A 25,002-nucleotide genomic window follows, 5' to 3' on the forward strand; every position below is an offset into this window, starting at 1 on the left:
GTATCTGCCCACACCTCTATTGCTGCCGGACGGTTTCTCTTGGCTGAGTTCATCTACACCATGCGCAAGACGCGCAAGGCGCACGGCGACAAGGTGATCCTTGATGACGTCACCTTGAACTTCCTGCCCGGTGCGAAGATCGGTGTCGTGGGGCCCAACGGCGCCGGTAAGTCCACGGTGCTGAAGATCATGGCGGGCCTGGAGCAGCCGTCCAACGGTGACGCGTTCCTGTCGCCGGGGTTCAGCGTCGGCATCCTCATGCAGGAGCCGAAGCTGGACGAGTCGAAGACCGTCCTGGAGAACGTCCAGGACGGCGCCGCCGAGATCATGGGCAAGCTCAAGCGCTTCAACGAGGTCGCCGAGCTCATGGCGACCGACTACTCCGACGCGCTCATGGACGAGATGGGCAAGCTCCAGGAGGACCTGGACCACGCCAACGCCTGGGACCTGGACGCCCAGCTGGAGCAGGCCATGGACGCCCTGGGCTGCCCGCCCGGCGACTGGCCGGTCACCAACCTCTCCGGTGGCGAGAAGCGCCGCGTGGCGCTGTGCAAGCTCCTCATCGAGGCCCCGGACCTGCTCCTCCTCGACGAGCCCACCAACCACCTCGACGCCGAGTCGGTGAACTGGCTGGAGCAGCACCTCTCGAAGTACCCGGGTGCCGTCGTCGCCGTCACCCACGACCGGTACTTCCTGAACAACGTCGCCGAGTGGATCCTCGAGCTCGACCGCGGCCGCGCGATCCCCTACGAGGGCAACTACTCCACGTACCTGGAGCGCAAGGCCACCCGCCTCAAGGTCGAGGGCCGCAAGGACGAGAAGCGCCAGAAGCGGCTCAAGGAAGAGCTCGAGTGGGTGCGGTCCAACGCCAAGGGGCGCCAGACCAAGTCCAAGGCCCGTCTCGCCCGGTACGAGGAGATGGCGGCCGAGGCCGACAAGATGCGGAAGCTGGACTTCGAGGAGATCCAGATTCCGCCGGGCCCGCGCCTCGGTTCCATCGTCGTCGAGGTCGAGAACCTCTCGAAGGCCTTCGGCGACAAGGTCCTCATCGACGACCTGTCCTTCACGCTGCCGCGTAACGGCATCGTCGGCATCATCGGCCCGAACGGCGCCGGCAAGACGACGCTGTTCAAGATGATCCAGGGCCTGGAGACGCCTGACAGCGGCGCCATCAAGGTCGGCGACACGGTCAAGATCTCCTACGTCGACCAGTCCCGCGCCAACATCGACCCGAAGAAGACCCTCTGGGCCGTCGTCTCGGACGAGCTGGACTACATCAACGTCGGCCAGGTCGAGATGCCGTCCCGCGCCTACGTCTCCGCGTTCGGCTTCAAGGGCCCGGACCAGCAGAAGCCGGCCGGTGTCCTCTCCGGTGGTGAGCGCAACCGCCTCAACCTGGCGCTCACGCTCAAGGAGGGCGGCAACCTGCTGCTCCTCGACGAGCCCACCAACGACCTCGACGTCGAGACCCTGTCCTCGCTCGAGAACGCGCTGCTGGAGTTCCCCGGTGCGGCCGTGGTCATCTCCCACGACCGCTGGTTCCTGGACCGCGTCGCCACGCACATCCTCGCCTACGAGGGTGACTCCAAGTGGTACTGGTTCGAGGGCAACTTCGAGTCGTACGAGAAGAACAAGGTCGAGCGTCTCGGTGCCGACGCGGCCCGCCCGCACCGCGCCACGTACAAGAAGCTCACGCGAGGCTGATCGTTTTGGCTCGTCATATCTACAGCTGCCCCCTGCGCTGGTCGGACATGGATGCCTTCGGCCACGTCAACAACGTGGTCTTCCTCCGCTACCTGGAGGAGGCGCGCATCGACTTCATGTTCCGGCTGGCGCCGGGGGACGGCTCGCCGTCGTTCTCGGGCGGGTCCGTCGTGGCCCGGCACGAGATCGACTACGTACGGCCGCTGGTGCACCGGCACGAGCCCGTCACCGTCGAGTCGTGGGTCACGAAGATAGGCGCCGCTTCGCTGACGATCGCCTATGAGATCAAGGACCCCGAGCAGGTGTACGTACGGGCCTCGACCGTCGTCGTCCCGTACAACCTGGAGGCTGAGCGGCCCCGGCGGATCTCCGCCGAGGAGAAGCTCTTCCTCCAGAAGTACCTGGCAGAGGAGCCCGCCGCGGCATGACGGTGCCTGTGCAGTCGCTGCTGTTCGCCGACCCGGGGGAGGCGGCGGATCTCGCCGCCTTCCTCGGTCGGCTGCTCCACTACGACCGGGCCGCAGCGGTCCGGCTGCAGGCGGGCGGCGGCGACGCACTGGCCGTCTTCGGCCGCCCGCCCTCCTTCGAGGTCCTCGCGATCCGCACGGCCCGCCTGGCCCGCCCCGGGACGCTCGACGTCACGGTGTCGGCCGGTGAGCTGCTGGAGTCCCTGGACGTGGACGGGGAAGGGCCGGGGGAGCGTGGCGGTGCACTGCCCGCCCCCGTCACCGGGCCGCCCTGGACCGGCGTCCTGCCGCCCCGTGGACCCTGGCGGGAACAGGACGGTCTGCCCCGGCCGGACGTCCTGCGCGCTGCTCTCGACGCGGCCGTCGCCGAATTCCGTACGCGGGACGAGGCGCTGCCCGAAGAGCTGCGCACCCGCGCCGAACGTGACCGTATCGGCCGGGAGATCTGGGCCCGCCCGGTCGGCGCCACCGAACTGCCGCTGCGCGCGGTCCACGCCGCCCAGTCCCTCGGCTTCCTGCGTGCCGACCCCGGCTTCCCCGTCTCGCTCTTCGCCTCGGGCGGCTGGCTGCGGCTGCGGACCCCGTTCGGGTCGGTCGCCCTGCGCCGCGACCCGGTCGGCGGGCTGGGCTCGCTGGACCTGACCGTCGGGCACCGCTGAGCCGGTAGGGCCGCTTGCCCGCCCCAGCCGTCAGTCGGCGGTGTTGACCATCGAGGCCGCCGCGTACGTCAGGTAGTCCCACAGCTGCTTCTCGTGCTCGGGCGCGAGACCCAGCTCGTCCAGCGCCACCCGCATATGGGCCAGCCACGCGTCATGGGCCGCCCGGTCCACCCGGAACGGGGCGTGCCGCATCCGCAGCCTCGGGTGGCCGCGGTGATCGCTGTAGGTGCGCGGGCCGCCCCAGTACTGCATCAGGAAGAGGGCGAAGCGCTCCTCGGCCGGGCCCAGGTCCTGCTCCGGGTACATCGGCCGCAGCAGCTCGTCGCCCGCGACCCCCTCGTAGAAGCGGTGGACCAGGCGCCGGAAGGTCTCCTCGCCGCCGACCTGCTCGTAAAAGGTCTGCTCCTGAAGCGTGTCGCGCGGAATCTCTGTCACCCGTCCATGGTCGCAGACGCACCGGCCGGGGTCAGGGGTCCTAGGACCAATGGCCGGGACCGCCTGCCGCCCACTCGCCCGAGGTCGCCCGCAGTCGCCCCCGCCGTCCCGCCGCAGGACAGTGGAGGCATGGGCGCACACCGGGAAGTCCCACCAGAGGCCGAGACCGACCCCGAGGCCGACGAGGCGCGCCAGGCCCTGGTGCGGGACATCGTCGCGCAGGGCGGACTCACCGACCCCGCCTGGCGTGAAGCCTTCGAGGAGGTGGAGCGCCACCTGTTCGTTCCGTACTACTACGTGCACGGCAGCCGGGGTTACGAGCGGCTCTGGGGCGAGGACCCCGATCCCGTACGACGTCGGCGGTGGATCCGCGGGGTGTACGGGGACCAGGCGCTGGCCACCCGGATGCGCGACGGCGAGCTCGTCTCGTCCTCCAGCCAGCCCTCACTGATGGCCCTGATGCTCGACGCCCTCGACGTGCGGGACGGGCACACGGTCCTGGAGATCGGCACCGGCCCCGGTTACAACGCGGCGTTGCTCTCCCACCGGCTCGGCGACGCGGCGGTGACCAGCGTCGATCTGGACCCGGAGATCACGGACGCGGCCCGCAGCCATCTCGCCGCGGCCGGATACCGCCCGACGGTCATCACCGGCGACGGGGCCCGGGGTAGCCCGCAGCGAGCCCCGTACGACAGGATCATCGCGACCTGCACGCTGCCCTTCGTGCCGTCCGCGTGGCCGGAACAGTGCTCTCCAGGGGCGCGGATCCTGGCACCGGTCGCGACCGGGCTCGTCTCGCTGGAGGTACGCGCGACGGCGCACGGCCCACGCGCCGAAGGGCACTTCCTGCACACCCCGGCGTACTTCGTGCCCCTACGCGGAGCCTCACCACTTCCGGAACCGGTCGCGCGCCCCGGTGGTGTGCCGCGGCGCGCGATAGGGAACGAGCTCTTCCGGTTCCTGCTGACCCTGACGGCGGGCAGCCTCGACCCGCGCGACGCCCTCTCCCTCTGGGAGCGCGAGGAGCACCCGCAGCGGGAGAGGTACGGCGTCACGGTGGCGCAGGGCCGGCAGTGGGCCTGGCTGGACGACCCGGAGGGGCCGTACACCTGGTCCCTGGCGGGGTGAGAACCGCAAGGACGCCCGTCCGGTCCCGTCTAGTCCCGGCGGATCGTGATCGTCGTCCAGGCCCCGACGTGCACCTGGTCGCCGTCCTGGAGGGGGACGGGGACGTACGGCTGGATCGGCTCATCGGCGCCGTTGAGCGTGGTGCCGTTCGTGGACTTCTGGTCGACCACGGACCAGCCGCCGTCGGGCTGCTGCACGAGCACCGCGTGCTGATGGGAGACGCCCGGGTCCTCCGGCGGCACCGACAGGTCGATGTCCGGGGACTCCCCGGTGCTGTGCCGGCGGCGGCCGATGGTGACCTGGCTCCCGGTGAGCGGCAGTCGCTGCTCGGGGGAGTACGCGGGCAGGTTCAGCCCGGTCGCCTCGGGGCCGCTGCGCTGCATCATCGCCAGGAAGTACGCGCGGTCCGGCGCGATGACGGCGGTCCAGGACGTGGCCTGCTGCGGCTGCCCCTGGCCGGGGACCTGGCCGTACCCCTGATTCCCCTGATGCTGCTCGGGGTGCCCACCCTGCTGCTGGCCCTGGCCCTGGCCCTGGCCCTGGCCCTGGCCCTGCTGCTGGCTCTGGCCCTGGTAGGGGGCCTGCTGCTGGAACGCCTGGGGCGGCTGCTGTGCCTGCTGTGCCTGCGCCTGGGAAGGCGGCGACAGGACCCAGTCGTCGCCCCCGCCACCGTGCGGGGGCTGCTGCGGCGGCGCCGACTGGTGCTGCTGGGGCGGCGCGAAGGGCGAGGGCTGCTGCGGCTCGAACGGTGAGGGCGCCGACTGCTGCTGGTGCGAGGGCGGCGGCCCCTGCTGGAAGACCGGCGGAGGCGGCGGGCCCTGCTGGAACGCGTTCGGCGGAGGGCCGCCCTGGCCACCGCGCTCGTCCTGGCCGCCGTGACCGCCTTGGTCGCCGTGACCGGTCTGGCCGCCGTGACCGCCGTGACCGGTCTGCTCCGGAGCGAGCGGCTCGGCGGGACGGTTCACCTGTGAGGGCCGCGAAGCCTGGAACTCGAACGGGTCATGCTGCTGGGGCCGCGGCGCACCACCAGGACCACCAGGACCACCAGGACCACCAGGACCACCGGGACCACCGGGACCGGCAGGGCCACCCTGGCCCCCAGGACCGCTCTGTCCACCACCCTGTCCGCCCTGTCCGCCCTGTCCTCCGGGGCCCTGCTGGGCCAGGAAGCCGGGCGGCAGGTTGAGACCGGGCGGGGGGCCGCTGGGCGCACCGGGCTGCGGGGCCAGCGGTGTGTACGAGGTCGCCGTGTTGGTGAGGAAGTTCCACCGGCACTCCTCGCAGTACGGCGCGTTCGCCTCGCGGGGCGTGCGGCACTGCGGGCAGAGCTCGGCCTGCATCGTCGCCGGACCGCCGTCGTCGGCGGCGGGCGGCGGGTAGCCGTAACCGGGCGCGGGGGGCGGAGGAGGCGGTGGGGGGACGGCGCCGGCGGGGGCGCCCGTTCCGGTCATGCGGTGTCCGCAGACCTCGCACCAGTCCTCGGAACCCGACTGGTGTCCGTTCGGGCAGGTCGGCATGTCGGCGCTTCCCCCTCTCCTCGTCCGGCCCCGGGGGCCGTCATGCTGTCGATCGGTCGTGACCGTTCGGCCACCGGTGCTGCTACTTCTTGACGCGAACAGTCTTTGTCGAGCGCGTTTCGAGGGTCATCTCGTCCGCTTCCGCGACCTTCGCTTTCAGTCGCACAGTACCGGTCGCCGCATCGACGACGTCGACCACCTTCGAAAGCAGTTTCGCAGTGTCCTGGTTCCCGGACGCCGATGCCAATTGCACCGCACGGCCCAGTTTCGCCGTAGCGCCGTCGAAGTCGCCCGATTTCCGGGCATCCAGCCCCTGCTGGATGACCTGTGCCAGTTCCGCCTGGCCCGTATAGTGCGCGACCTGCGGATTGATCGAGGTCGACGCGACCATGTCGTCCGTCCACACCGCCCGTACGAGCCCCTGGGAGAGGACCTGCGGGGCGTCCGCGCCCGAGGGGTCGGGCAGCATCAGCGAGACCCGGGCCGCCAGCATCTCCTGGCCGATCCCGGCCTCGGGGACCAGGACGCAGACGTGGTAGTCGCGGGACTCGTCGCCCCAGGAACCGGTCGGGTAGTCCCCGGCGCGCGGGCCCGCCTCGGTGCGCCGGCCGGTCAGGTCCTCGACCGTCGGCGCCACCTGCTTCACGAACCGGATCTCCACCCCGACGGGCGTCCAGAGCCGCAGCGCCACGTCCGCGACCTCCTTGCCCATCGCGTTCTCCATCATCTGCGTGAAGTCGGCGGCGAGACCGGCAGGGTCGGCGACGATGTCGGCGGTGCCGAGCAGCGCGGAGGCGATGGAGGTGACCTCCTTCACCTCCCAGTCGGTGCCGACGCCCCGGGCGTCACAGGTGAACCGCCCCGCGCAGGAGTCCAGCGCGGCCCGCAGATCTTCGGGCGCCTCGTGCTCGTTGCGGCCGTCGGTCAGCAGGATGCCGTGCCGTATGTCCACGTCGGCGGCGCCCAGCAGCCGGTCGGCCAGCCGCAGCCAGGTGCCGATCGCGGTCCCGCCGCCCGCGCTCAGCCTCCGCAGCGCCTCCTTGGCCTGGGCCTTGGTCTGCGCGTCGGCGACCGCGAGCTGCCCGTTGCCGGGATAGACGTCCTTGGCCACATGCGTACCGGCGACCACCGAGAACCGTGTGCCCTCGCGCAGGGTGTCGATGGCCGCCGCCGTCGCGTCGCGCGCGTTGCGCATCTTCGTGGGCGGATAGTCCATCGAACCGGAACAGTCGACCATCAGCACCACCGCGGCGCTCGCCCCCCGCCCCGGCCCAGGCCCGTACCCGGGCACGTGTCCGGGCGAGGCCGCCGCACCGGGCAGCGGGATGCCGCCGGTGGTGCCGCCGCCGGTCGAGGTGACGGTGACGATCGCGTTGACCTCGCGGCCGCCCTCGGGCAGGAACGCGTTCTGGTACACCTCGACGGAGAACTGCGGCACGTTCGACTTCGAGAAGTTGGCCATCCGGTCTGCTCCCTGAGACTCAAACGGTGATGCAGGCCGATCCTGCCCCTTGCGGCTCCACGGCGAACGGCAGCAGAGCCACTGTTACGTTGTCGTGGCCCCCGCCGTCGAGTGCGTGGCCGACGAGCACCTGTGCGCCGTGCAGCGGTCGCCGGTGGGCCTCCGGGGGCACGGCCGCGGCCATCTCCTCGGCGGATTCCGCGTAGTTCCACAGGCCGTCCGTGCAGACCACGACGAGGCCGGGGCGGTCCGGCTTGAAGGAGGCGGTGTGCGGCTCCAGTTCGTAGGAGTCGGCGCCGAGCCAGCCGGTGATGGCGTGGGCGCGCTCGTCCGCGTACGCCTCGGCTTCGTTCATCAGGCCCGCCGCCACCATCTGCGCGGCCCAGGAGTCGTCCTCGGTGAGCCGGGCGGGCGGGCCCGTCCGGTCGTCCGGCACCCAGTAGACCCGGCTGTCGCCGACCCAGCCGACGACCAGCAGACCGCCCGCCATGACCGCTCCGACCAGGGTGCAGGCCGGGGCGTTCTGATGGCGGTGCGCCTCGTGCTCGGCCGACCCGGGCGGGTCCTGGGCCAGCGCGTTGACCGCCTCGGACGCGGCGACGATCGCCTCGTGCATCGCCTGCTGCGGGTGCGTACCGCGTGGCAGGGACTCCAGCAGCGCCTCGTTGGCGGCGACCGCCGCGGCGGCCGACGCCTCGTCGGGCCGGCTCGCCGAGGAGACGCCGTCGCAGACGATCGCGACGACGGCGGGCGAACCGTCCGGCAGCGCGGTCGAGGAGATGGCGAAGGAGTCCTCGTTACGGTGGTGGCGCAGGCCCCGGTCGCTGACGGCGGCCACCGAGCCGAGCTCCTGCTCCATGTGGTCGCGCTCGCGGGGCTGGGCGTGCCCGCAGTTCTCGCAGTACCCGTCGGGGTCGACCCGGCCGGAACGGCAGGCCACACAGACCTTCGTCCCGGCGGCGGGTGCCGGGGCGGGCTCCGCCGTACGGGGGTCGGGGGCGGGGAGCGCGAAGTCGCCCGAGTGGTCCGAGGGTTCGACGGATTCGACGGGTACGGCAGCGGGCTCGGCAGCGGCGGGGCCTCCCTTCACCGCCCGGTCGTCGTGGCGCACCGGAGGCGACGCCGGCAGCGGCTCGCCGCCCGGGTCCGTGCCGGGGAGGTCCGTCGCCCGGTGCACGGGTACAGGCACGTCGGAGCTGTCCGTCTCGGAGGCCGCGGGCCACTGCACGGCCGCCACGGGCGGCGCGGGTGCGTCGGGCGCGGGCGGTGGCACCGGCGGTACGGCAGGTGCGGGCGGGGCCGCCGGGGGCACGGTGATGGCCATCGTCGGCCGGTCGTCGGGGCGGGCCGGCACGGCCGAGAGGTCGTAGCCGCACGCACCGCAGAACAGGTCGCCGGACGCCGGCGGCTCCTCGCAGCCGGGGCACCTCGCCAAGGCGGGCTGCTGGTGGCTCTCTGACATCTTCACACCCACGTCCGGGGGCGGAAACGGTTGGCCCGCTCCACCAGTTCGATCCTCTCGTCGCCCCGCTGTGCGAGCCGGGCGAGCATGCGGTACGAGCGTTCCAGGCCCAACCGCAGCCCCTTCTCGTCCAGTTCGGCGTCGAGGAGCTTCCGGGAGCCCGAAGCTCCGGCGACTGCCGATCCGCCCGGCGGCGGGGCGCCGGGACCACCGGAGAGTACCCAGTCCAGCGCCTTGCCCAGTACCTCGGTCGTCAACTGCTCGCGCCGCATCGGGTCAAGGCCGAACCCGGTCAGCGCCGCCACCTGGACGGCGGCGGCCGTCAGGTCGGTCAGCAGGGGCTCGGCGGGGTCCCGCTCACGGAGCCGGGCGCGGACGGCGGCGACCCGGGCCGCGGTGTAGTGGATCGACGCCTCCGGTACGGACTCCAGGGTGCGCGCCGCCTCCGCCCGCTCCCCGGCGGCGATCTGCACCCGGGCCAGACCGAACGCGGCGCTCACGAAGCTCGGATCGGTCGCCCACACCAGGCGGTAGTACTCGGCGGCGTTGTCCAGCTGGCCCAGCACCTCCGCGCAGATCCCCAGCGCCAGCTTGGGCGCGGGCTCCCCGGGGAACGCGTCGTACACCGCGTCGAAGGAGAGCGCCGCGACCTCGTGGTCACCGGTCACCAGCGAGGTGATGCCCCGGTACCAGACGACCCGCCAGTCGTCCGGGTGCCGGGCCTCCAGGGCGGTCAGCGCGGCGAGCGCGGAGTCCGCATCGCGCATCTCCAGCCGGGCCCGCAGCTCCCGCAGCCGGGTCTCCAGCGAGGCGGCGGGCACCGCCTGCAGGGCCGCGATCAGCTCAGCGGGGGCGGAGGCCATCAGTCCGGCCAGGAAACCGGCGTTCGGGTCGGTCGCGTCGACCCGGGGGACCGGCAGCGCCAGGGAGGTGGCCCGGGCGTCGAACAGGGCGAGCCGGACACCCCCGGCCGTCACCCCGAAGGGGCCGTACGGGCCGGCCGGGCCGGGCTGCGCGGCGGCGGGCGAGGCCTCCCGCGGCGCCGGCACGGGGGCGTACGGGCGGGGGTGGGTGGGGGTGTGCGCCGGTGCGGGGGCAGGTGCCCGAGGCGCGTACGCCGCCGGGACGCCGCCCTGCGGACCGGCGTACGAACCGGTGCCCGTACCGCCCTGCGGGCCGCCCCGCACATGGGTCGCCGCCGCCGTCAGCGGAGCCGCCCCAGCGGCGGGCCACGCGGCCACGCCGCCCGGGCCGGCGGGCTGCGCACCCACCGGCAGCGCGCCCGCCACCGCCGACGTCACGGCTCCCGGAGCCACCGGCATCGCACCGCCCCGGCCCGCGCGGTCACCGCCCTGCGCCGGAATGCCCGGCAGCGGACCCGTACCGCCCTTGCGGCGCCCGAAGCGGCCACCGCGCCCCGAGGCCGTCGACCGGGTGCCCAGCCGCGACACATCGTCCACCTGCTCGGCGAACAACTCCGTGTCGGTCACCCGCGGTTCCGTACCGAACAGCGTGGACAGCGCCGGTCTCGGCCGCCCCGTCTGGAGCGCCACGACCTCGCGCAGCACCCCGGTCAGCTGCTCGGCCATCTCGGAGGCGGAGGCGAACCGCCGGCCCGGGTCCGGGTCGGTCGCCCGGACCAGCAGCCGGTAGAAGGACTCGTAGGTGCGGAACACCTCGATGTTGTCCGGGTCCGGCAGCGAGTCCACGAAGACGTTCGTGTACCCCTGGAAGTCGAACGTGAGGACCGCCAGCGTCCGCGCCACCGTGTACAGGTCGGAGGCGACCGACGGACCGGCCTCGGCGACCTCGGGTGCCTGGTAGCCGACGGTGCCGTAGATGGCGGACTCGTCGTCGTCCATCCGGCGCACCGCGCCCATGTCGATCAGCTTGAGCTGGCCCTCGGTCTGGATCGCGTTGTCGACCTTGAAGTCGCAGTAGAGCAGGTTGCGGCTGTGCAGGTGGCCGAGCGCCTCCAGCGCCTCGATCCCGTACGCGCAGGCCTGCTCGACCGGGAGCGGGTCGCGCTTCCCGGCCGGGGTGCGGCGCTGGTTGGCGATCTCCTTGAGCGCCTTGCCGCCGACGTACTCCATGACGATGTACCCGTCGAGCGAACCGGTCCGCTGGTCCAGGTGCTCCACGAAGTTGTAGATCCGCACGATGTTGGCGTGCTCGATCTCGGCCAGGAAGCGGCGCTCGGAGATGGCCGCCGCCATCGCGTCCTGGTCGCCGGTGTCCAGCAGGCCTTTGAGGACCACCCAGCGGTCCGAGACGGCCCGGTCCACCGCGAGGTAGACCCAGCCGAGCCCGCCGTGGGCCAGGCAGCCCACGACCTCGTACTGGCCGTGCACGATGTCGCCGCCGGTCAGCTTCGGCACGAAGGAGTAGGGGTGGCCGCACTTCGTGCAGAACCCCTCGGTGCGGCCCGGCCGGTCCCCGCGCGAACGGCCCACCGGGGTCCCGCAGTCCGAGCGGGAGCAGAACCGCTTGCGCTCGGGCACCTCCGGGTTCTCCATCACCGCCGTGCGCGGGTCGGGCCGGGGGACGTCCGGGACCTGCACCAGGCCGACGCCGAGCCGGCCCCGGGCGGAGGAGGCGGCCGACGAGCCCGAGGAGCGCACCGAGACCGAACGGGAGGCGGAGGAGCCGGAGAGCGAGCGCGAGAGCCGCCCCGACACCGAGCGCCGGGAGGTCGACGAACGCGACGAGGAACGTGCGGAGGCACGGGAGCCGGAGCGCTGCGAGGAGCTGTTGCGGTTGCTCGGCCGGCTGCTCGCCCTGGCGCCGCCCGTGATCCCGGTGGGCGGTGAGGAGACCATGCCCGTCGGCGAGACGACCGGGGCCAGACCGCAGGTGTCGCAGTACAGCTCACCGCCGCCCATGTCCTCGTAGGCGCCCTCGCACGCCGGGCGCTGGCACTGCGTACTCATCGTGTCTCCCCCTGATCGCCCGGCCCGGCCCCGCCCCGCCGGTCCTCGGGCCCGTCGGACCCCTCGGGCGGGCGCGGTGTCAGCAGCTCGGCGGCCGCCTGCTGGTAGCGCAGCACGTTCTGCTCGGCGACCCGCAGATCGCACGGGGCGCTCCACAGCATCCGGCGCGCCGCGTCGTACCGCTCGATCAGCAGCGGGTCCTCCGCCAGACCGTGCCGGGCCACCTTCGCCTTGTACGCGTCGAGCCGGCCGCGCAGCTCGGCGCGGACCGCCAGCGGGGCAGTCACCGAGGTCAGCGACTCCCGGGCGCGCAGCAGCTCCTCCTCGGCCTCCCGCTCCAGGGACTCCAGGAGCGGGGAGAGCCGGTTCCACTGGGCGCGTCTGCGGTACTCGGCGGCGATGTCCAGCCGCTCCTGGAGGGCGGTCGCCGGTCCGCTGACGGCGGGTACCTCGGATGCGGCGATCTTGGCCAGCACCTCGCCGCGCGCCGCCCGCGCCTCGGTCAGCGTGCGGTCGGCCCGCGAGAGCACGTCCCGCAGCCGCATCAGCCGCGCCTCGGCGTCCTGCCGCACCGCGAGCACCGCCTCGATCTCCCGCCGCACGTCCTCCAGGGCGCGGGCCGCCCGGTCGTAGCGGGAGGTGTCCGGGCGTCCCCCGCCGGGCGCGGCGCTGCCGGGGCCCGGCAGCCAGAACGCCAGCGGATCGGAGATCACCTGTACGCGCAGCGTGGTGAGCTCCTCGGTGATCTCCTCCAGGTCGTCCCCGGCCGGGTGCTCACCGGGCCGCACGCCGACCGAGTGGGCCAGCGAACGGGTGCGGTGCAGCTCGGCGGCGAGCAGGTCGATCCGGGCGGGCAGCGCCGACCAGACGGAGTCCGAGGCGACGACCATGTCCAGCGACCTGGCGTACAGCTCGTTCATCCGGGCGACCAGCTCCTGGAGCGAGAACCGCTCCGAGAGCCGGGCCGGGCCCGTCGCCGGGGAGGGCGGCACCGCGCCCGGGTTGGCCACGGTGACCGCGTCGCCGCGCAGCAGCTCGGTCAGGGCGGCCAGATCCTCCCGGCTCGGGTAGCGGCGGCGGGCCCGTATGTCCCTGGCCTCCTCCAGCGCGCCCGCGTAGGCGTCGAAGTACCCCCACAGCAGCGTGATCGACTGCTCGGTCGTGGCCCAGCGCTCCCGGGTGAGACCGGTCAGCTCGGCGCCCTCCAGGAGACGGCGGCCCGCATGGTCCTGCAGGGCGAGGAGCGAGGTCTCGATGGCCTCGTGCTCCGCGCCGAGCCGGGCCAGCGCACGGTCCGCCTCTTCCCGGTCCATGACCGGGCCGGGGGGCCTCCCCGCGAAGCTGGGGAAGGATCCCGCGACGCCCATCGATCACCTCTCCGCTCTCGCCGCCGGGCCGATGGGCCCGGACGGGGTCAGTTGCTCCGGTAGGTACGCGTGCACTCCGGCACGCGTCCCCTCAGGTACGTACGTGTTCCGGCGCGCCGGGTTCACTCGCTGCGGTACTTCGGGGCCGGCGGCGCCGTGATGCCGGGCAGTCCGGCCGCCAGCCACTTGCGGTACGACACCATCCAGGCGCTGTCCTTCCCGCCCGCGCGATAGTCGACCAGGACCTTGTTGACCCGGGCCACCAGATCGTCGGCACCCTTCTTCGCCGCCACGCCGTAGAACTCGGTGGTGAACGGTCCCGCGCCCTTGAGGGCCACCGCCGGGTCCTGCGCCGCCTGCCCGGCGCCGAGGGCGTTGTCCGTGAGGACGGCGTCGACCTCGCCGAGCTGCAGCCGCACCAGGCAGTCCAGCTGGTTGGGGACGGTCAGCCGGTCCGGGTCCCGCTCGGAACCGTCGAACTCGTCCCTGAATATCGCCCCGTACGACTCCTTCTCCAGCGCCTCGTACGCGGTCGTGCCCTCGCCGGAGCAGACTCGCTTGCCCTTCAGCGAATCGTCGTACCCCGTGATGGGGGAGCCCTTGGGGGCCAGGATCTGCTGCCCGGTCCGGAAGTAGGCGGTGGAGAAGGAGACCTGCTCCAGCCGCTTGCAGTTGATGGTCATCGTCCGCACGACTACGTCGACCCGGTCCCTCTCCAGGGCGGCGATGCGCTGGTTGGTGGGAATGGCCCGGAAGATCACCGCGTCCGGGTCGCCGAGGATGTCCTTGGCCAGCGCCCGCACGAGGTCGATGTCGAACCCTTCGAGCTCGCCGCTGTACGGGTTGCGGTAGCCCCAGCGGTAGCTGTTCTGGTCGACGCCCGCGACCAGCTTGCCGCGTGCCTTGATCTTCGCGATGCCGGGCCCGTCCGCCGACGAGGGCGGCAGGCTCGCCTCGGGATCGGTGCACACCTCGGCCCGCACCGGCACGGTCGCCGTCGCCCCACCGCCCACCGTGTCCGCCCCGGAGGTCCGCCCGCCGTGCTGGGAGAGCGGCAGCAGGGTGAGCGCGGCGGTGATCACGCACGCCAGGGCCATCGCCGTCACGCCGCCCCAGCCGCGCAGCCCGCCCCGTGGGGTGCAGCGCCGTGCCCATGCCCTCGCCCTGGCCATCGCTGCCCCTCTCACCGGTACTCCGAGAGCCTGCGGTTGATCCCGAGGATCGCGGCGACCGCTCCCAGTACCGCCAGCGCGGCGGCTCCTGTCGGCAGGCCGCGCAGCGCTCCGCGCCCGTCCTCGGCGGCTGCGGTGAACTCACCCTGCTCATGGGCGAGTGCCGTCCGCAGCGCGGTGTCCACCTGCTGGAAGGCCTGCCCCGTTGAGTCCTCCGCCCCGATGATCTGCTTCAGAGCGCCGTCGTAGTCGCCCTTGTCGTCCGTGGCACGCGCCTTGCGGTGGCGGTCCTGCCACTCGGTGACGCTCTTGGCGGCCTTGGCCACCGGGGTCCTGCCGCTCTCGTCGTCGGCGAGCCGTTCGGCCTTCTTCAGCTGTGATCGAAGGGCCTTCATACCCGTGGTGTAGTCCGTCTCGTACTGGTCGGCCGAACCGTCGGCGGTCAGCACGGCGCCGCGCGCGACCAGCGTCAGGTTCTCGTTGGCGCGTGCCTTCAGGGAGTTGATCCTCGCGTTGTTGAGCACATCGAGTGACGCCTGACCGTGCGTCATCGCGGACCGCAGCTCCGTGCGGGCCACCGTGTGCCCGACCGCCAGCCAGAGCAGCACCACCGAGGCGGCGGCCGTCGCCACCAGCAGACCGTGGTTGAACACCCGGTTGGTGCGGCGGTAGTTGCGGCGCTGCGTCCACGCCAGCGCACCCAGCACCACGAGTCCGGCGGTGAGTGAGAGGAAGGGCCACCGCCGGGCGTCGGCGGAGTCCCGGTCGAGCCGGCCCGTCTCCGCCGCGTACAGCCGCTCGGCCGCCGGCAGCAGCTCGTTGGTCATCTTCTGGTTGGCGTACCGGAGATAGGCGCCGCCCAGGGGCAGGCCCTGCCGGTTGTTGGCGCGGGCCCGCTCGATCAGACCGGTGTAGACGGGCAGCAGCTCGTTGAGGGTGGTGATCTCCTGCCAGGAGCTGGTCGAGGAGTCGGTGTTCGCCGACGCCTTCACCAGCAGCCGGGCCGCTTCCTCGATGTCCTTGCGGTACTGGTCCTGTACGGCCTTCGGCTCCTGCCCCCCCGCGAGGAAGCCACTGGCCGCCATCGTGTCCGCGTCGGCGAGCGAGCGGTAGATGTTCGCCGCGTCCGCGCTGAGCGGCTGGCTGCGCCCCACCACGTCGTCGGCGGCGGAGGCGCGGTGCGAGATCTCCAGGGCCGTCACCGCTCCGAACGCCACGACCAGCAGCGCCAACACGGCCCCGATGATCTGGAGGCGGCCGGGCTCGGTCGTCGCCACGGCGCGCAGCCGGCGGCTCTGCACGGCCCAGGAGCTCGGTCGCCGAGCGGGCAGGCCGACGGGCGCGGGCGCCTGCTCCGGCGCGCGCTGCGTCTGCGGGCCGCCCTGCGGCAGCTGTGTCACTCGACCTCCCCCTCGGTCACTGACGGTGTCCCGGACCCCGGCCGATCGGGGGCGGGCGCACGGCCAGAAGTATGGCCGCGGGGACGGACCCGCACATCACGAACGCCTGGATCCCGCACCGGTCAACGCATTCGATCAGGGCGGACGCGGCCGATCAAGGCGATCGGCGCAACGTGCCCCGAAACATCCCCATAAGCGAACCGGCGGTCCCGCCGGCCTCTTCACACCGCTCCGGATCCGCCCCGAGCCTCCCCGACCGCCCAGCCATCCCCGTGCGTTGCGGACTCCCCATCAGGTACACGTGTGGGGCGCGCGATCGGTTCCCTCGCCCGTCCGCGTTCCCCCGAACGAGGGAGGGGGCGCCCCACCGCGTCGAACGCGACAGGACGCCCCTCGTTCCGGTCTTCCGGGAGATCAGGCGTACTGCGCCCGCAGCCGCCGGTGGACCTCCGGTACCGCCCCCGTGACGTCCAGGCCCAGCAGCGCGGCCCCCAGCACCGGTGGCTCGGACACCACCCGCACCACGGCCTTCGGGGCGCGGGCCGAGAGCAGTCCGGCGATCCGGTCGTTCAGCTGCGCATGGCGCGCGGCCAGCACGCTGCCGCCCAGCAGCACCGGAGCCTCCTCCTCCAGCAGCCCGAGGCGGGTCAGCGCCACCGACGCCATCGCCACCACCTCCTGCGCCAGCCGCTCCACCAGCGCGCCCGCCACCGGGTCCCCGGCGACGGCGGTGGCGAACAGCACCGGCGTCAGCTCGTGCCGCCGGGCCAGGGGAATCGTGCCCCGGTGCAGCGCCTCGATCAGGGCGTACATCGAGTCGAGCCCGAAGTGCCCCGGCAGCGCACGGACCAGCTCGGTCGGCTCACCGCGCCCGTCCTCGGCGCGCGCGGCGAACCACAACGCCTCCTCCGCGAGCCCCGCACCGCCGCCCCAGTCACCGGATATCCGGCCGATCGCGGGGAAGCGGGCCGTCCGCCCGTCCGGCACCATGCCCACGCAGTTGATCCCGGCCCCGCAGACCACCGCGACGCCCCGGGGCTCGTCCACCCCCGCGCGCAGGATCGCGAAGGTGTCGTTGCGCACCTGGACCGACCTTCCCCAGCCACGGGCCTCCAGGGCCTCGGCCAGCTCGGCCTCCTCGACCGGCAGGTCGGCGTTGGCCAGGCACGCGGAGACATGGCCGACGGAGCCGACGGGGCCGGGCAGCGCCGCGAAGGCCTCGTCCAGTGCCGCGGCCAGCACGTCGAGCGCCGCCTCCACCCCCACGTAGGGCGGCTGGAAGCCCCCGCCCCGGGCTCTCGAGAGAACCGTTCCGTCTTCACCGATCAACGCCACATCGGTCTTGCTGTTGCCCGCGTCGACGGCGACGACCGAGACGTTCACGCCCACGCCAGGTGCTCCCGGTTGTGCGCGATCAGCCGGTCGGTGAGCTGCTCGGCGTAGTCGTACTGGCCGATCAGCGGATGGGAGAGCAGCGCCTTGAAGACCCGGTCCCGGCCGCCGCGCAGCGCGGCTTCCAGGGCGAGGTCCTCGTACGCCGTCACGTTGGCGATCAGACCGGCGTACAGCGGGTCCAGCGCGGGCACGGCCAGCGGGGTCGCCCCGTCGTGGCCGACCCGGGCCTGCACCTCGATGACCGCGTCGTCCGGGAGGAACGGCAGCGTCCCGTCGTTGTACGTGTTCACCACCTGGACCGGCGAACCGCCGCCGCCCAGCAGGGAGGCCGCGAGGTCCACGGCCGCCTCGGAGTAGAACGCGCCGCCGCGCTTGGCGAGCAGCTCGGGCTTCGTGTCCAGCGTCGGGTCGCCGTACATCGCCAGCAGCTCCTTCTCCATCGCCGCGACCTCGGCGGCCCGGGACAGCTTGGTGCCGAGCTCCCGTACGACCTCGTCGTGGGCGTAGAAGTAGCGCAGGTAGTACGAGGGGACCACGCCGAGCCGGTCCACGATCTGGCGCGGCATGTGCAGGTCGTCGGCGATCGCGTCACCGTGCTCGGCCAGCAGCTTCGGCAGCACGTTCTCGCCGTCCGGGCCGCCCAGGCGCACGCCCAGCTCCCAGGTGAGGTGGTTGAGCCCCACGTGGTCCAGGTGGACCTCGGAGGGGCTCACGTCCAGCAGCCGGGCGAACTTGCGCTGGAAGCCGATCGCCACGTTGCACAGGCCGACCGCCTTGTGCCCGGCCTGGAGCAGGGCCCGGGTGACGATGCCGACCGGGTTGGTGAAGTCGATGATCCAGGCGTCCGGGTTGGTGCGGCGCACCCGCTCGGCGATGTCCAGGACGACCGGCACGGTGCGCAGGGCCTTGGCGAGGCCGCCGGCGCCGGTGGTCTCCTGGCCGATGCAGCCGCACTCCAGCGGCCAGGTCTCGTCCTTGTTCCGCGCGGCCTGTCCGCCGACGCGCAGCTGGAGCAGGACCGCGTCGGCGCCGTCCACGCCCGCGTCCAGGTCGGTGGTGGTGGTGATCTTCCCGGCGTGGTCCTGCCTGGCGAAGATCCGCCGGGCGAGGCCGCCGACCAGTTCGAGCCGGTCGGCCGCCGGGTCGACGAGCACCAGCTCCTCGACCGGCAGCGTGTCCCGCAGCCGGGCGAAGCCGTCGATCAGTTCAGGGGTGTAGGTGGACCCGCCACCAACTACTGCGAGCTTCATTGTCAGCCCTTCACTCCGGTGAGTGTGACGCCCTCGACGAATGCCTTCTGAGCGAAGAAGAAGACGGCGATCACAGGGGCCATGACCAGAACGGTCGCGGCCATGGTCAGGTTCCAGTCGGTGTGGTGTGCGCCCTTGAAGGATTCCAGGCCGTAACTGAGCGTCCAGGCGGCCGGGTTCTCGGAGGCGTAGATCTGTGGTCCGAAGTAGTCGTTCCAGGCGGCGAAGAACTGGAAGAGGGCGATGGCCGCGATACCGGGCTTGGCCATCGGCAGGACGACCTTGATCAGCGTACGGAACTCACCGCAGCCGTCCACCTTGGCGGCGTCCAGGTACTCGTTCGGGATGGTCAGGAGAAACTGCCGCAGCAGGAAGATGGAGAACGCGTCACCGAAGGCCATCGGGATGATCAGCGGCCACAGGGTGCCGGACAGGTCCATCTGCTTCGCCCAGAACAGGTACATGGGGATGATGACGACCTGCGGCGGCAGCATCATCATCGAGATGACGAGCATCAGCGACAGCTTGCGGCCCCGGAAGCGGAACTTCGCCAGCGCGTACGCCACGGGGATGGACGACACGACCGTGAGTACGGTGCCGAGTCCCGCGTACAGGAGGGTGTTGCGCCACCAGACAAGGAAGCCGGGCGTCTCGAAGACCTGGCTGTAGTTGCCCCACTCCCAGGTGTTGGGGGTGAGGTCGCGGGTCAGCGCCTGCTGGTCGTTCATCAGCGAGGTGAGCACCACGAAGACGAACGGCAGCACGAAGAAGAGCGCGGCGGCGATCCCGAGCGAGTGGACGGCTATCCAGTGCAGCAGCGCCTTGCGGCGTGCGGTGCGCGCGGCGGGCGTGGACGGGACCTTCGCCGGGGAGGCGGAGGCGGGCTTGCCGAGAGTCTGGGTCATGGCTCAGTCACCGGCCTGGATCAGGCTGTTGCGGCCCCGCATGAGCAGCGCGGTGAAGGCCATGGCCAGGGCGAACAGGACGAGGGCGACGACACAGGCGGCGCCGTAGTCGAAGCGCTGGAAGCCGAGGTTGTAGACGAGCTGGGGGAGCGTGAGTGTCGACTTGTCGGGATAGCCGGGTTCGAAGGACTGTCCCGAGCCCCCGATGACCCCGGAGGCGACCTTTCCGGCGACCAGTGGCTGGGTGTAGTACTGCATCGCCTGGATGACGCCCGTCACCACGGCGAAGAGCACGATCGGCGCGATGTTCGGCAGGGTCACGAAGCGGAACTTCTGCCAGGCGGAGGCGCCGTCCAGCTCGGCCGCCTCGTACTGCTCGGCCGGCACGTCCAGCAGCGAGGCCATGAAGATGACCATCAGGTCCCCGATGCCCCAGACCGCGAGCATGGTGAGGGCCGGCTTGGACCAGGTGGCGTCGTTGAACCAGCCGGGCGTCGGCAGCCCCAGTTCCCCGAGGATCGCGTTGACCGGCCCCGTGCCGGGGTTGAGCAGGAAGACGAAGGCGAGCGTCGCGGCGACGGGCGGGGCCAGATACGGCAGGTAGAACAGCGTCCGGAAGACGCCCGTCCCCGTCTTGATCCTGGTGATCAGCAGCCCGATCCCGAGCCCGAAGACCACCCGGCAGGTGACCATGACGACCACCAGCCAGAGCGTGTTCCACAGCGACGGCCAGAACATCGGGTAGTCGCGGAAGACGTACGTCCAGTTCGTCAGCCCGTTGAGGACAGGCGCCCCGAACCCGTCGTACTCCGTGAAGGAGAAGTAGACCGTCGAGACCATCGGGTACGCGAAGAAGACCGAGAACCCGATCAGCCACGGCGACATGAAGGCCGCGTTCCGCAGCGCCGACCTGCGGCGCTTGGAGCGGAGAGTATGCGTCGTCATCGTCGGCTACTTGGCCTTGGCGATATCGGTGTCGATCTGCTTCGCGGTCTTCTCCAGGCCGGCCTGGAGGTCCTTCACCGCACCCTTCTCGTACTGGTAGCCGAAGTCCTGGAGCGTCTGCTGGTACGTGGAGCCGTTGACGGCCCCGTCCGGGGTGCTGGACTTCGGGTGCTGGGCGATGTCCAGGAACGTCTTGAAGCGCGGGTCGAACTTCAGGTCGGGCGACTTCAGCGCCTCGAAGGTCGAGGGCACGTTGCGGATGCCGTTGGCGAAGTTGACGACCGCCTCCGTGTCGCTGGTCATGTACTTCACCAGCTCCCAGGCGGCGTTCTGCTTCTTGCTGGCCGGGGCGATGCCGACGATGGTGCCGGAGAGGAACCCCTTGCCGTAGCTGTCGACTTCGTCGTCGGCGACGGGCATCGGCGCGACGCCGATCTCGAAACCGGCCCCGGCGTCCTCGGCCATCCCGAGTCGCCACTCGCCGTCCAGCTGCATGGCCACCTGGCCGGTGTGGAAGGGGTGCTTGGCGCCCCACTCGTCACCGAAGGTGCCGCGGTACTTCTCCAGCTTCGCGTAGCCGCCGAGGTCCTCCACGAGCTTCTTCTGGTACGTGAACATCTTCGCGAACGCCGGGTCCTTGGCGATGTTGGACTTGCCGTTCTCGTCGAAGTACGTGTGGTCCCACGAGGACAGGTAGTGGTCGGCGACGGTCTCGTAACCGTGGAAGTTCGGCATGAAGCCGAGCTGCTGGTAGGTGTCGCCCTTCTCCACGGTCAGCTTCTTGGCAGCGCCGGACAGTTCGGACATCGTCTTCGGCGGCGCGGTGATACCCGCCTTCTTGAAGGCGTCCTTGTTGTAGTAGAGGCCATAGGCGTCCGTGAGCAGCGGCAGGGCGCAGCGGTCTCCCTCGAACTGGGTGTAGTCGAGGAGGACCTTCGGGAACGTCTTCTCCAGGTCGAGCTTCGACTTCTCGATGAACGGCTTCAGGTCGGCGAAGGCGCCGGACGAGCAGAACTTGCCGACATTGGCGGTGGTGAAGGAGGAGACCACGTCGGGCCCGTTCGAACCGCCCGCGCGCAGCGCCTGGTTGAGCTTGTCGTCGTTGATGTTGCCGGAGACCTTCACCGTGATGTTCGGGTGGGCCTTCTCGAACCGGTCGATGTTGTCCTGAACGGCCTTGACCTCGGCGGGCGAGCTCCAGCCGTGCCAGAAGTTGATCGTGGTCTTCGCCTTCGGGTCGTCGGTGGCCCCGGCCTCGGACTGGCCGGTACACGCGGTGGCGAGCACCGATATCGCGGCGACGGCGACAGCGGTGGTGGTGAGACGGCTTGTGCGCATGACAAAGCTCCCAGGGACGGGGAAGAGAAGCAGACGGCAGGGACGGGGGTGAGCGGCAGGGACGGGAAAGAGACGGGCTCAGCGCGAGGTGTCGAACACTTCGTCGCGGGTGTCGGCGAGCGCCCTCTCCAGGGCGCCGCGCAGGACGGGGGTGCGGTCGATCTCGCCGACGACCAGGCGGGGCCGGGAGGCGGCCAGTTCGGCCAGCTCGGACTGGATCAGGGAGCGCAGGACCTCGCCGCCCGCGGCGACCGCGCCGCCGGAGAGCACGATCAGCCCCGGGTCAAGGACGGCGGTGACGGAAGCGAGGCCGGTGGCGAGCCGGTGCGCGTACTGGCGGAGAAGCTCGGTCAGCGCCTCGTCCTGCTCGTACGCGGCGGCCGCCCGCTCCAGCAGGATCGCGGCGGCCTTGGCGTACGGCTGCTGCGGAGGGTCGATGCCGAGCGCCTTGGCGATCCGGGGCACCGCCTGGGCGCCCGCCAGCTCCTGGAAGCCGCCGCTGTTGGCCTTGACGACCTGGCGTACGAGGGGGGTTCCGGGCACCGGCAGGAAGCCGACCTCGCCCGCGCCGCCGGTGAAGCCGCGGTGCAGGCGCCCGTTGATGACGAGGGCGGCGCCGAGCCCCTCCTCGTTCCACAGCAGCACGAAGTCCTCGTGGCCGCGGGCCGCGCCCAGGCGCTGCTCGGCCACGGCGACCAGGTTGACGTCGTTCTCGTACTCCACCGGCATCGGCAGGAACGCGGCCAGCTCGTCCAGGAGGGTGGGGGAGTGCCAGCCGGGCAGGTGCGAGGCGTACCGCAGCCGCCCGGTGCCCGGGTCGAAGGCGCCCGGGGTGCCGATGACGACCCGGTGGATGTCGGCGCGGGTGAGGCCGGCCTCCTTGACCGCCCCGTCCAGCGCGTCGGCGACCTGGCGCACCACGCCGGCGGCGCGGCGCCCCGGGGTCGCGAGCTCGAACTCCCCGACGCTCGCCCCGGTCACGTCCGCGACGGCGGCGATGACGCGCCGCTCGTTCACATCGAGCCCGGCCACATGGGCGGCGCGCGCGTTCACGGTGTACAGCTGCGCGTTGGGCCCCGGCCGCCCCTCACTGGTCCCGGTGGCGACGACCAGCCCGGCGGCCTCCAGCCGGGCCAGGAGCTGGGAGGCGGTGGGCTTGGACAGGCCGGTCAGCTTGCCGATCCGGGTCCGGGAGAGGGGGCCGTGTTCCAGCAGCAGATCGAGGGCGGCCCGGTCGTTCATGGCCCGCAGCACCCGGGGGGTGCCCGGTGTGGTTCCCGTCATCGTGGATGCCCACCCTCGTCGACTCTGTTAGGAAAGTTTCCTATTCCGGGAGACCGTAAGACGCGGGTTGCCGGGGCGTCAATGGGGACCGCCCGTCCGGCAATCAAAGCGTTACCTCGGACGGAGTGGTACGCGAACGCCCCCGGCCGCCTGCCTGGATTCCAGGGGCGGCCGGGGGCGTGACGGCAAGGGTCTACTTGCTCAGGCTGGTCGGCGGCGGTATCGGCGTCGCCGCCAGTGACTGCGGGGAGGTCGCCGAGGCGTACGCCGAGGGGGCCGCCATCGCAGCCGTCGGGTCCGCCGTGGACTCGGTCCGCGTCTGGAGCGGCACCGCGCCGATCATCGAGATGCCCGCGTCGTCCAAGGCCTGCTTGACGCGCCAGCGCAGCTCGCGCTCCACGCCCACCGACTTGCCCGGCATCGTCTTCGCGGTGACCCTGACCGTCATGGAGTCCAGCAGGACCGCGTCCAGCCCGAGCACCTCCACCGGGCCCCACAGCCGCTCCGACCAGGGCTCTTCCTTCGTCATGGTCTCGGCGGCCGTGGTGATCGCCTCGCGGACGTGCTCCAGCTTCTCCGTCGGGCGCACCGTGACGTCGACCCCGGCCGTGGACCAGCCCTGACTGAGGTTGCCGATCCGCTTCACCTCGCCGTTGCGGACGTACCAGATCTCGCCGTTGTCGCCGCGCAGCTTGGTGACCCGCAGGCCCACCTCGATGACCTCACCGGAGGCCACACCCGCGTCGATCGTGTCCCCGACCCCGTACTGGTCCTCCAGGATCATGAAGACGCCTGAGAGGAAGTCCGTGACCAGGTTGCGGGCGCCGAAGCCGAGCGCCACACCCGCGACACCCGCGGAGGCGAGGAGAGGGGCCAGGTTGATCTTGAAGGCGCCCAGGACCATCAGGGCGGCCGTTCCCATGATCATGAAGGAGGCCACCGACCGCAGGACCGAGCCGATCGCCTCCGAGCGCTGGCGTCTTCGCTCCGCGTTCACCAGGAGACCGCCCAGCGCCGTGCCCTCCACCGCCTGGGCGCTGCGGTTCATCCGGTCGATGAGGTTGGTCAGGGCACGCCGGATCAGGTAGCGCAGCGTGACCGCGACGGCCACGATCAGCAGGATCCGCAGACCGGTGCTCAGCCAGGTGGACCAGTTCTCCTCGACCCACCCCGCGGCGTTCCCGGCCTGCTCGGCGGCTTCCTCCAGCGAGCCGCCCGGCTCGGGTGACGGGGCTGCGGCCAACAGGACGGACAGGTGCACGGTGAGGACCTCCAGAGGGACGACGGTTGACCGATAACACTAACGAAGCCGGGGGAGTGGATCGTTGCCGTCTTCGGAGGAGAGACAGGTCTCACCGGGGATACGTGTGCTGTGGCCGATCGCACAGTCCGTACGGCCGCCCTGGTGAGACACCTCTCCGGAGTGGGGCGGGCGCCCGCCCGCCGGAGGGTGAGAAAAATCCTCCCGGCCCGTTACCCCTACGTGGTGGCGCTTCGACCAGGCATGAGGAGAGACTGAGATCGGATCGTCCCGGCGCGAGCCACGCGCCGCCGGCGTACAAGGAGGCATCCACCGTGCCGCACGTCCTGGTTCTCAACGCGTCGTACGAGCCGCTCGGCGTCGTACCGCTCCGCCGCGCGCTCGTCCTCGTCCTCGAGAACAAGGCGATCTGCCTCGAGGAGACCGGCGCCTTCCTGCACAGTGCCACCCGCGCCGTGCCCGCGCCCAGCGTGGTCCGGCTCAAGCGTTTCGTCCGGGTCCCCTACCGGGGGCCCGTTCCCCTGACGCGCCGGGCGCTCTTCGCCCGGGACGGGGGACGCTGCATGTACTGCGGGGCCGCCGCCACCAGCGTCGACCACGTCATTCCACGCAGCCGCGGTGGACAGCACGCGTGGGACAACGTGGTGGCGGCCTGCCGCCGCTGCAACCACGTGAAGGCCGACCGCCACCTCCCCGAGCTCGGCTGGCGGCTGCGCCACCCGCCCGCCCCGCCGACCGGCCTGGCCTGGCGGATCATCGGGACCGGACACCGCGACCCGCGCTGGCTGCCGTACTTGCAACCGTTCGGCGCGGACGACGTGATGGCCCGGATCGACGGCGTCTCCGCCTGAGACCGGGCTTCTGCCGTCCCCACGTGAGGAGGCGCCTACTACGTGTTCCCACGTGGGGAGGCCTACTCCG

20 protein-coding genes are annotated in these 25,002 nt (G+C 71.8%); 5 read left to right on the forward strand and 15 right to left on the reverse strand.

Going from position 1 to position 25,002, the window contains the following annotated elements; translation table 11 throughout:
- The first annotated feature begins 39 nt into the window (after positions 1-39).
- The 3 genes from ettA to ABZ154_RS14075 are packed head-to-tail and all read left to right on the forward strand — an operon-like array spanning position 40 to position 2,830.
- Positions 40-1,704 (forward strand): energy-dependent translational throttle protein EttA, encoded by a 1,665-nt coding sequence (gene ettA, locus ABZ154_RS14065; RefSeq protein WP_356832259.1) that lies wholly within the window; start codon positions 40-42, stop codon positions 1,702-1,704.
- Positions 1,705-1,709: 5 nt separating this feature from the next.
- A complete protein-coding gene (locus tag ABZ154_RS14070) occupies positions 1,710-2,132 on the forward strand; it encodes a thioesterase family protein (RefSeq protein ID WP_356832261.1) in 423 nt (140 codons plus the stop codon).
- The gene (locus ABZ154_RS14075) at positions 2,129-2,830 is read left to right on the forward strand and encodes a hypothetical protein (RefSeq protein WP_356832263.1); all 702 of its coding nucleotides are present in this window, start codon (positions 2,129-2,131) and stop codon (positions 2,828-2,830) included. The genes ABZ154_RS14070 and ABZ154_RS14075 overlap by 4 nt, the downstream gene beginning before the upstream one ends.
- A gap of 30 nt (positions 2,831-2,860) precedes the next feature.
- Here ABZ154_RS14075 and ABZ154_RS14080 read toward each other — a convergent pair whose 3' ends face one another.
- A complete protein-coding gene (locus ABZ154_RS14080) occupies positions 2,861-3,265 on the reverse strand; it encodes a globin (protein WP_356832265.1) in 405 nt (134 codons plus the stop codon).
- Between the two features lie 129 nt (positions 3,266-3,394).
- Between ABZ154_RS14080 and ABZ154_RS14085 the strand changes: the two genes are divergently transcribed.
- A complete protein-coding gene (locus ABZ154_RS14085; protein WP_356832267.1) occupies positions 3,395-4,393 on the forward strand; it encodes a methyltransferase domain-containing protein in 999 nt (332 codons plus the stop codon).
- Between the two features lie 29 nt (positions 4,394-4,422).
- Here ABZ154_RS14085 and ABZ154_RS14090 read toward each other — a convergent pair whose 3' ends face one another.
- From ABZ154_RS14090 to ABZ154_RS14155, 14 genes are all read right to left on the reverse strand, one after another.
- Entirely contained in the window at positions 4,423-5,910 is a 1,488-nt protein-coding gene (locus ABZ154_RS14090; RefSeq protein WP_356832269.1) for an FHA domain-containing protein, read from the reverse strand.
- An 82-nt stretch (positions 5,911-5,992) separates the two neighbouring features.
- Positions 5,993-7,372, reverse strand: a complete 1,380-nt coding sequence (locus tag ABZ154_RS14095; RefSeq protein ID WP_356832271.1) for a VWA domain-containing protein — start codon at positions 7,370-7,372, stop codon at positions 5,993-5,995.
- A 19-nt stretch (positions 7,373-7,391) separates the two neighbouring features.
- On the reverse strand, positions 7,392-8,834 hold the full coding sequence (locus ABZ154_RS14100; protein ID WP_356832273.1) for a protein phosphatase 2C domain-containing protein: 1,443 nt from the start codon (positions 8,832-8,834) through the stop codon (positions 7,392-7,394).
- A gap of 2 nt (positions 8,835-8,836) precedes the next feature.
- Positions 8,837-11,764 carry a tetratricopeptide repeat protein gene (locus tag ABZ154_RS14105; protein ID WP_356832275.1) on the reverse strand — a complete coding sequence of 976 codons (2,928 nt, stop codon included), beginning with the start codon at positions 11,762-11,764 and terminating at the stop codon, positions 8,837-8,839.
- The gene (locus ABZ154_RS14110) at positions 11,761-13,131 is read right to left on the reverse strand and encodes a hypothetical protein (protein ID WP_356832277.1); all 1,371 of its coding nucleotides are present in this window, start codon (positions 13,129-13,131) and stop codon (positions 11,761-11,763) included. The genes ABZ154_RS14105 and ABZ154_RS14110 overlap by 4 nt, the downstream gene beginning before the upstream one ends.
- 122 nt (positions 13,132-13,253) lie before the next feature.
- Positions 13,254-14,228 (reverse strand): glutamate ABC transporter substrate-binding protein, encoded by a 975-nt coding sequence (locus ABZ154_RS14115; protein WP_356832390.1) that lies wholly within the window; start codon positions 14,226-14,228, stop codon positions 13,254-13,256.
- Positions 14,229-14,314: 86 nt separating this feature from the next.
- A complete protein-coding gene (locus ABZ154_RS14120) occupies positions 14,315-15,703 on the reverse strand; it encodes a hypothetical protein (RefSeq protein ID WP_356832279.1) in 1,389 nt (462 codons plus the stop codon).
- A 414-nt stretch (positions 15,704-16,117) separates the two neighbouring features.
- Positions 16,118-17,092, reverse strand: a complete 975-nt coding sequence (locus ABZ154_RS14125) for a BadF/BadG/BcrA/BcrD ATPase family protein (protein WP_356832281.1) — start codon at positions 17,090-17,092, stop codon at positions 16,118-16,120.
- A complete protein-coding gene (locus ABZ154_RS14130; protein ID WP_356832283.1) occupies positions 17,083-18,348 on the reverse strand; it encodes a 6-phospho-beta-glucosidase in 1,266 nt (421 codons plus the stop codon). The genes ABZ154_RS14125 and ABZ154_RS14130 overlap by 10 nt, the downstream gene beginning before the upstream one ends.
- 2 nt (positions 18,349-18,350) lie before the next feature.
- Positions 18,351-19,253, reverse strand: a complete 903-nt coding sequence (locus tag ABZ154_RS14135) for a carbohydrate ABC transporter permease (RefSeq protein ID WP_356832285.1) — start codon at positions 19,251-19,253, stop codon at positions 18,351-18,353.
- A 3-nt stretch (positions 19,254-19,256) separates the two neighbouring features.
- Positions 19,257-20,198 (reverse strand): sugar ABC transporter permease, encoded by a 942-nt coding sequence (locus ABZ154_RS14140; protein WP_356832287.1) that lies wholly within the window; start codon positions 20,196-20,198, stop codon positions 19,257-19,259.
- A 6-nt stretch (positions 20,199-20,204) separates the two neighbouring features.
- Entirely contained in the window at positions 20,205-21,536 is a 1,332-nt protein-coding gene (locus ABZ154_RS14145) for an ABC transporter substrate-binding protein (protein WP_356832289.1), read from the reverse strand.
- Positions 21,537-21,614: 78 nt separating this feature from the next.
- The gene (locus ABZ154_RS14150) at positions 21,615-22,820 is read right to left on the reverse strand and encodes an ROK family transcriptional regulator (RefSeq protein WP_356832291.1); all 1,206 of its coding nucleotides are present in this window, start codon (positions 22,818-22,820) and stop codon (positions 21,615-21,617) included.
- A gap of 193 nt (positions 22,821-23,013) precedes the next feature.
- Positions 23,014-24,081, reverse strand: coding sequence for a mechanosensitive ion channel family protein (locus ABZ154_RS14155; protein WP_356832293.1), 1,068 nt, complete (start codon positions 24,079-24,081; stop codon positions 23,014-23,016).
- A 314-nt stretch (positions 24,082-24,395) separates the two neighbouring features.
- Here ABZ154_RS14155 and ABZ154_RS14160 point away from each other — a divergent pair, with 314 nt between their 5' ends.
- Positions 24,396-24,932, forward strand: a complete 537-nt coding sequence (locus ABZ154_RS14160) for an HNH endonuclease (protein WP_356832295.1) — start codon at positions 24,396-24,398, stop codon at positions 24,930-24,932.
- The last annotated feature ends 70 nt before the right edge of the window (positions 24,933-25,002 follow it).

The organism is Streptomyces sp. NPDC006261, from assembly GCF_040613515.1.
GTDB lineage: Bacteria > Actinomycetota > Actinomycetes > Streptomycetales > Streptomycetaceae > Streptomyces.

What these genes read in the sequence shown, in the direction of transcription:
- ABZ154_RS14115 (WP_356832390.1), bottom strand. Translation starts at nt 14,228, where the DNA reads ATGGCCCTGGCGTGCGTGATCACCGCCGCGCTCACCCTGCTGCCGCTC.
- ABZ154_RS14090 (WP_356832269.1), bottom strand. Translation starts at nt 5,910, where the DNA reads ATGCCGACCTGCCCGAACGGACACCAGTCGGGTTCCGAGGACTGGTGC.
- ABZ154_RS14100 (WP_356832273.1), bottom strand. Translation starts at nt 8,834, where the DNA reads ATGTCAGAGAGCCACCAGCAGCCCGCCTTGGCGAGGTGCCCCGGCTGC.
- ABZ154_RS14140 (WP_356832287.1), bottom strand. Translation starts at nt 20,198, where the DNA reads ATGACGACGCATACTCTCCGCTCCAAGCGCCGCAGGTCGGCGCTGCGG.
- ABZ154_RS14145 (WP_356832289.1), bottom strand. Translation starts at nt 21,536, where the DNA reads ATGCGCACAAGCCGTCTCACCACCACCGCTGTCGCCGTCGCCGCGATA.
- ABZ154_RS14085 (WP_356832267.1), top strand. Translation starts at nt 3,395, where the DNA reads ATGGGCGCACACCGGGAAGTCCCACCAGAGGCCGAGACCGACCCCGAG.
- ABZ154_RS14150 (WP_356832291.1), bottom strand. Translation starts at nt 22,820, where the DNA reads ATGACGGGAACCACACCGGGCACCCCCCGGGTGCTGCGGGCCATGAAC.
- ABZ154_RS14075 (WP_356832263.1), top strand. Translation starts at nt 2,129, where the DNA reads ATGACGGTGCCTGTGCAGTCGCTGCTGTTCGCCGACCCGGGGGAGGCG.
- ABZ154_RS14095 (WP_356832271.1), bottom strand. Translation starts at nt 7,372, where the DNA reads ATGGCCAACTTCTCGAAGTCGAACGTGCCGCAGTTCTCCGTCGAGGTG.
- ABZ154_RS14135 (WP_356832285.1), bottom strand. Translation starts at nt 19,253, where the DNA reads ATGACCCAGACTCTCGGCAAGCCCGCCTCCGCCTCCCCGGCGAAGGTC.
- ABZ154_RS14130 (WP_356832283.1), bottom strand. Translation starts at nt 18,348, where the DNA reads ATGAAGCTCGCAGTAGTTGGTGGCGGGTCCACCTACACCCCTGAACTG.
- ABZ154_RS14105 (WP_356832275.1), bottom strand. Translation starts at nt 11,764, where the DNA reads ATGAGTACGCAGTGCCAGCGCCCGGCGTGCGAGGGCGCCTACGAGGAC.
- ABZ154_RS14110 (WP_356832277.1), bottom strand. Translation starts at nt 13,131, where the DNA reads ATGGGCGTCGCGGGATCCTTCCCCAGCTTCGCGGGGAGGCCCCCCGGC.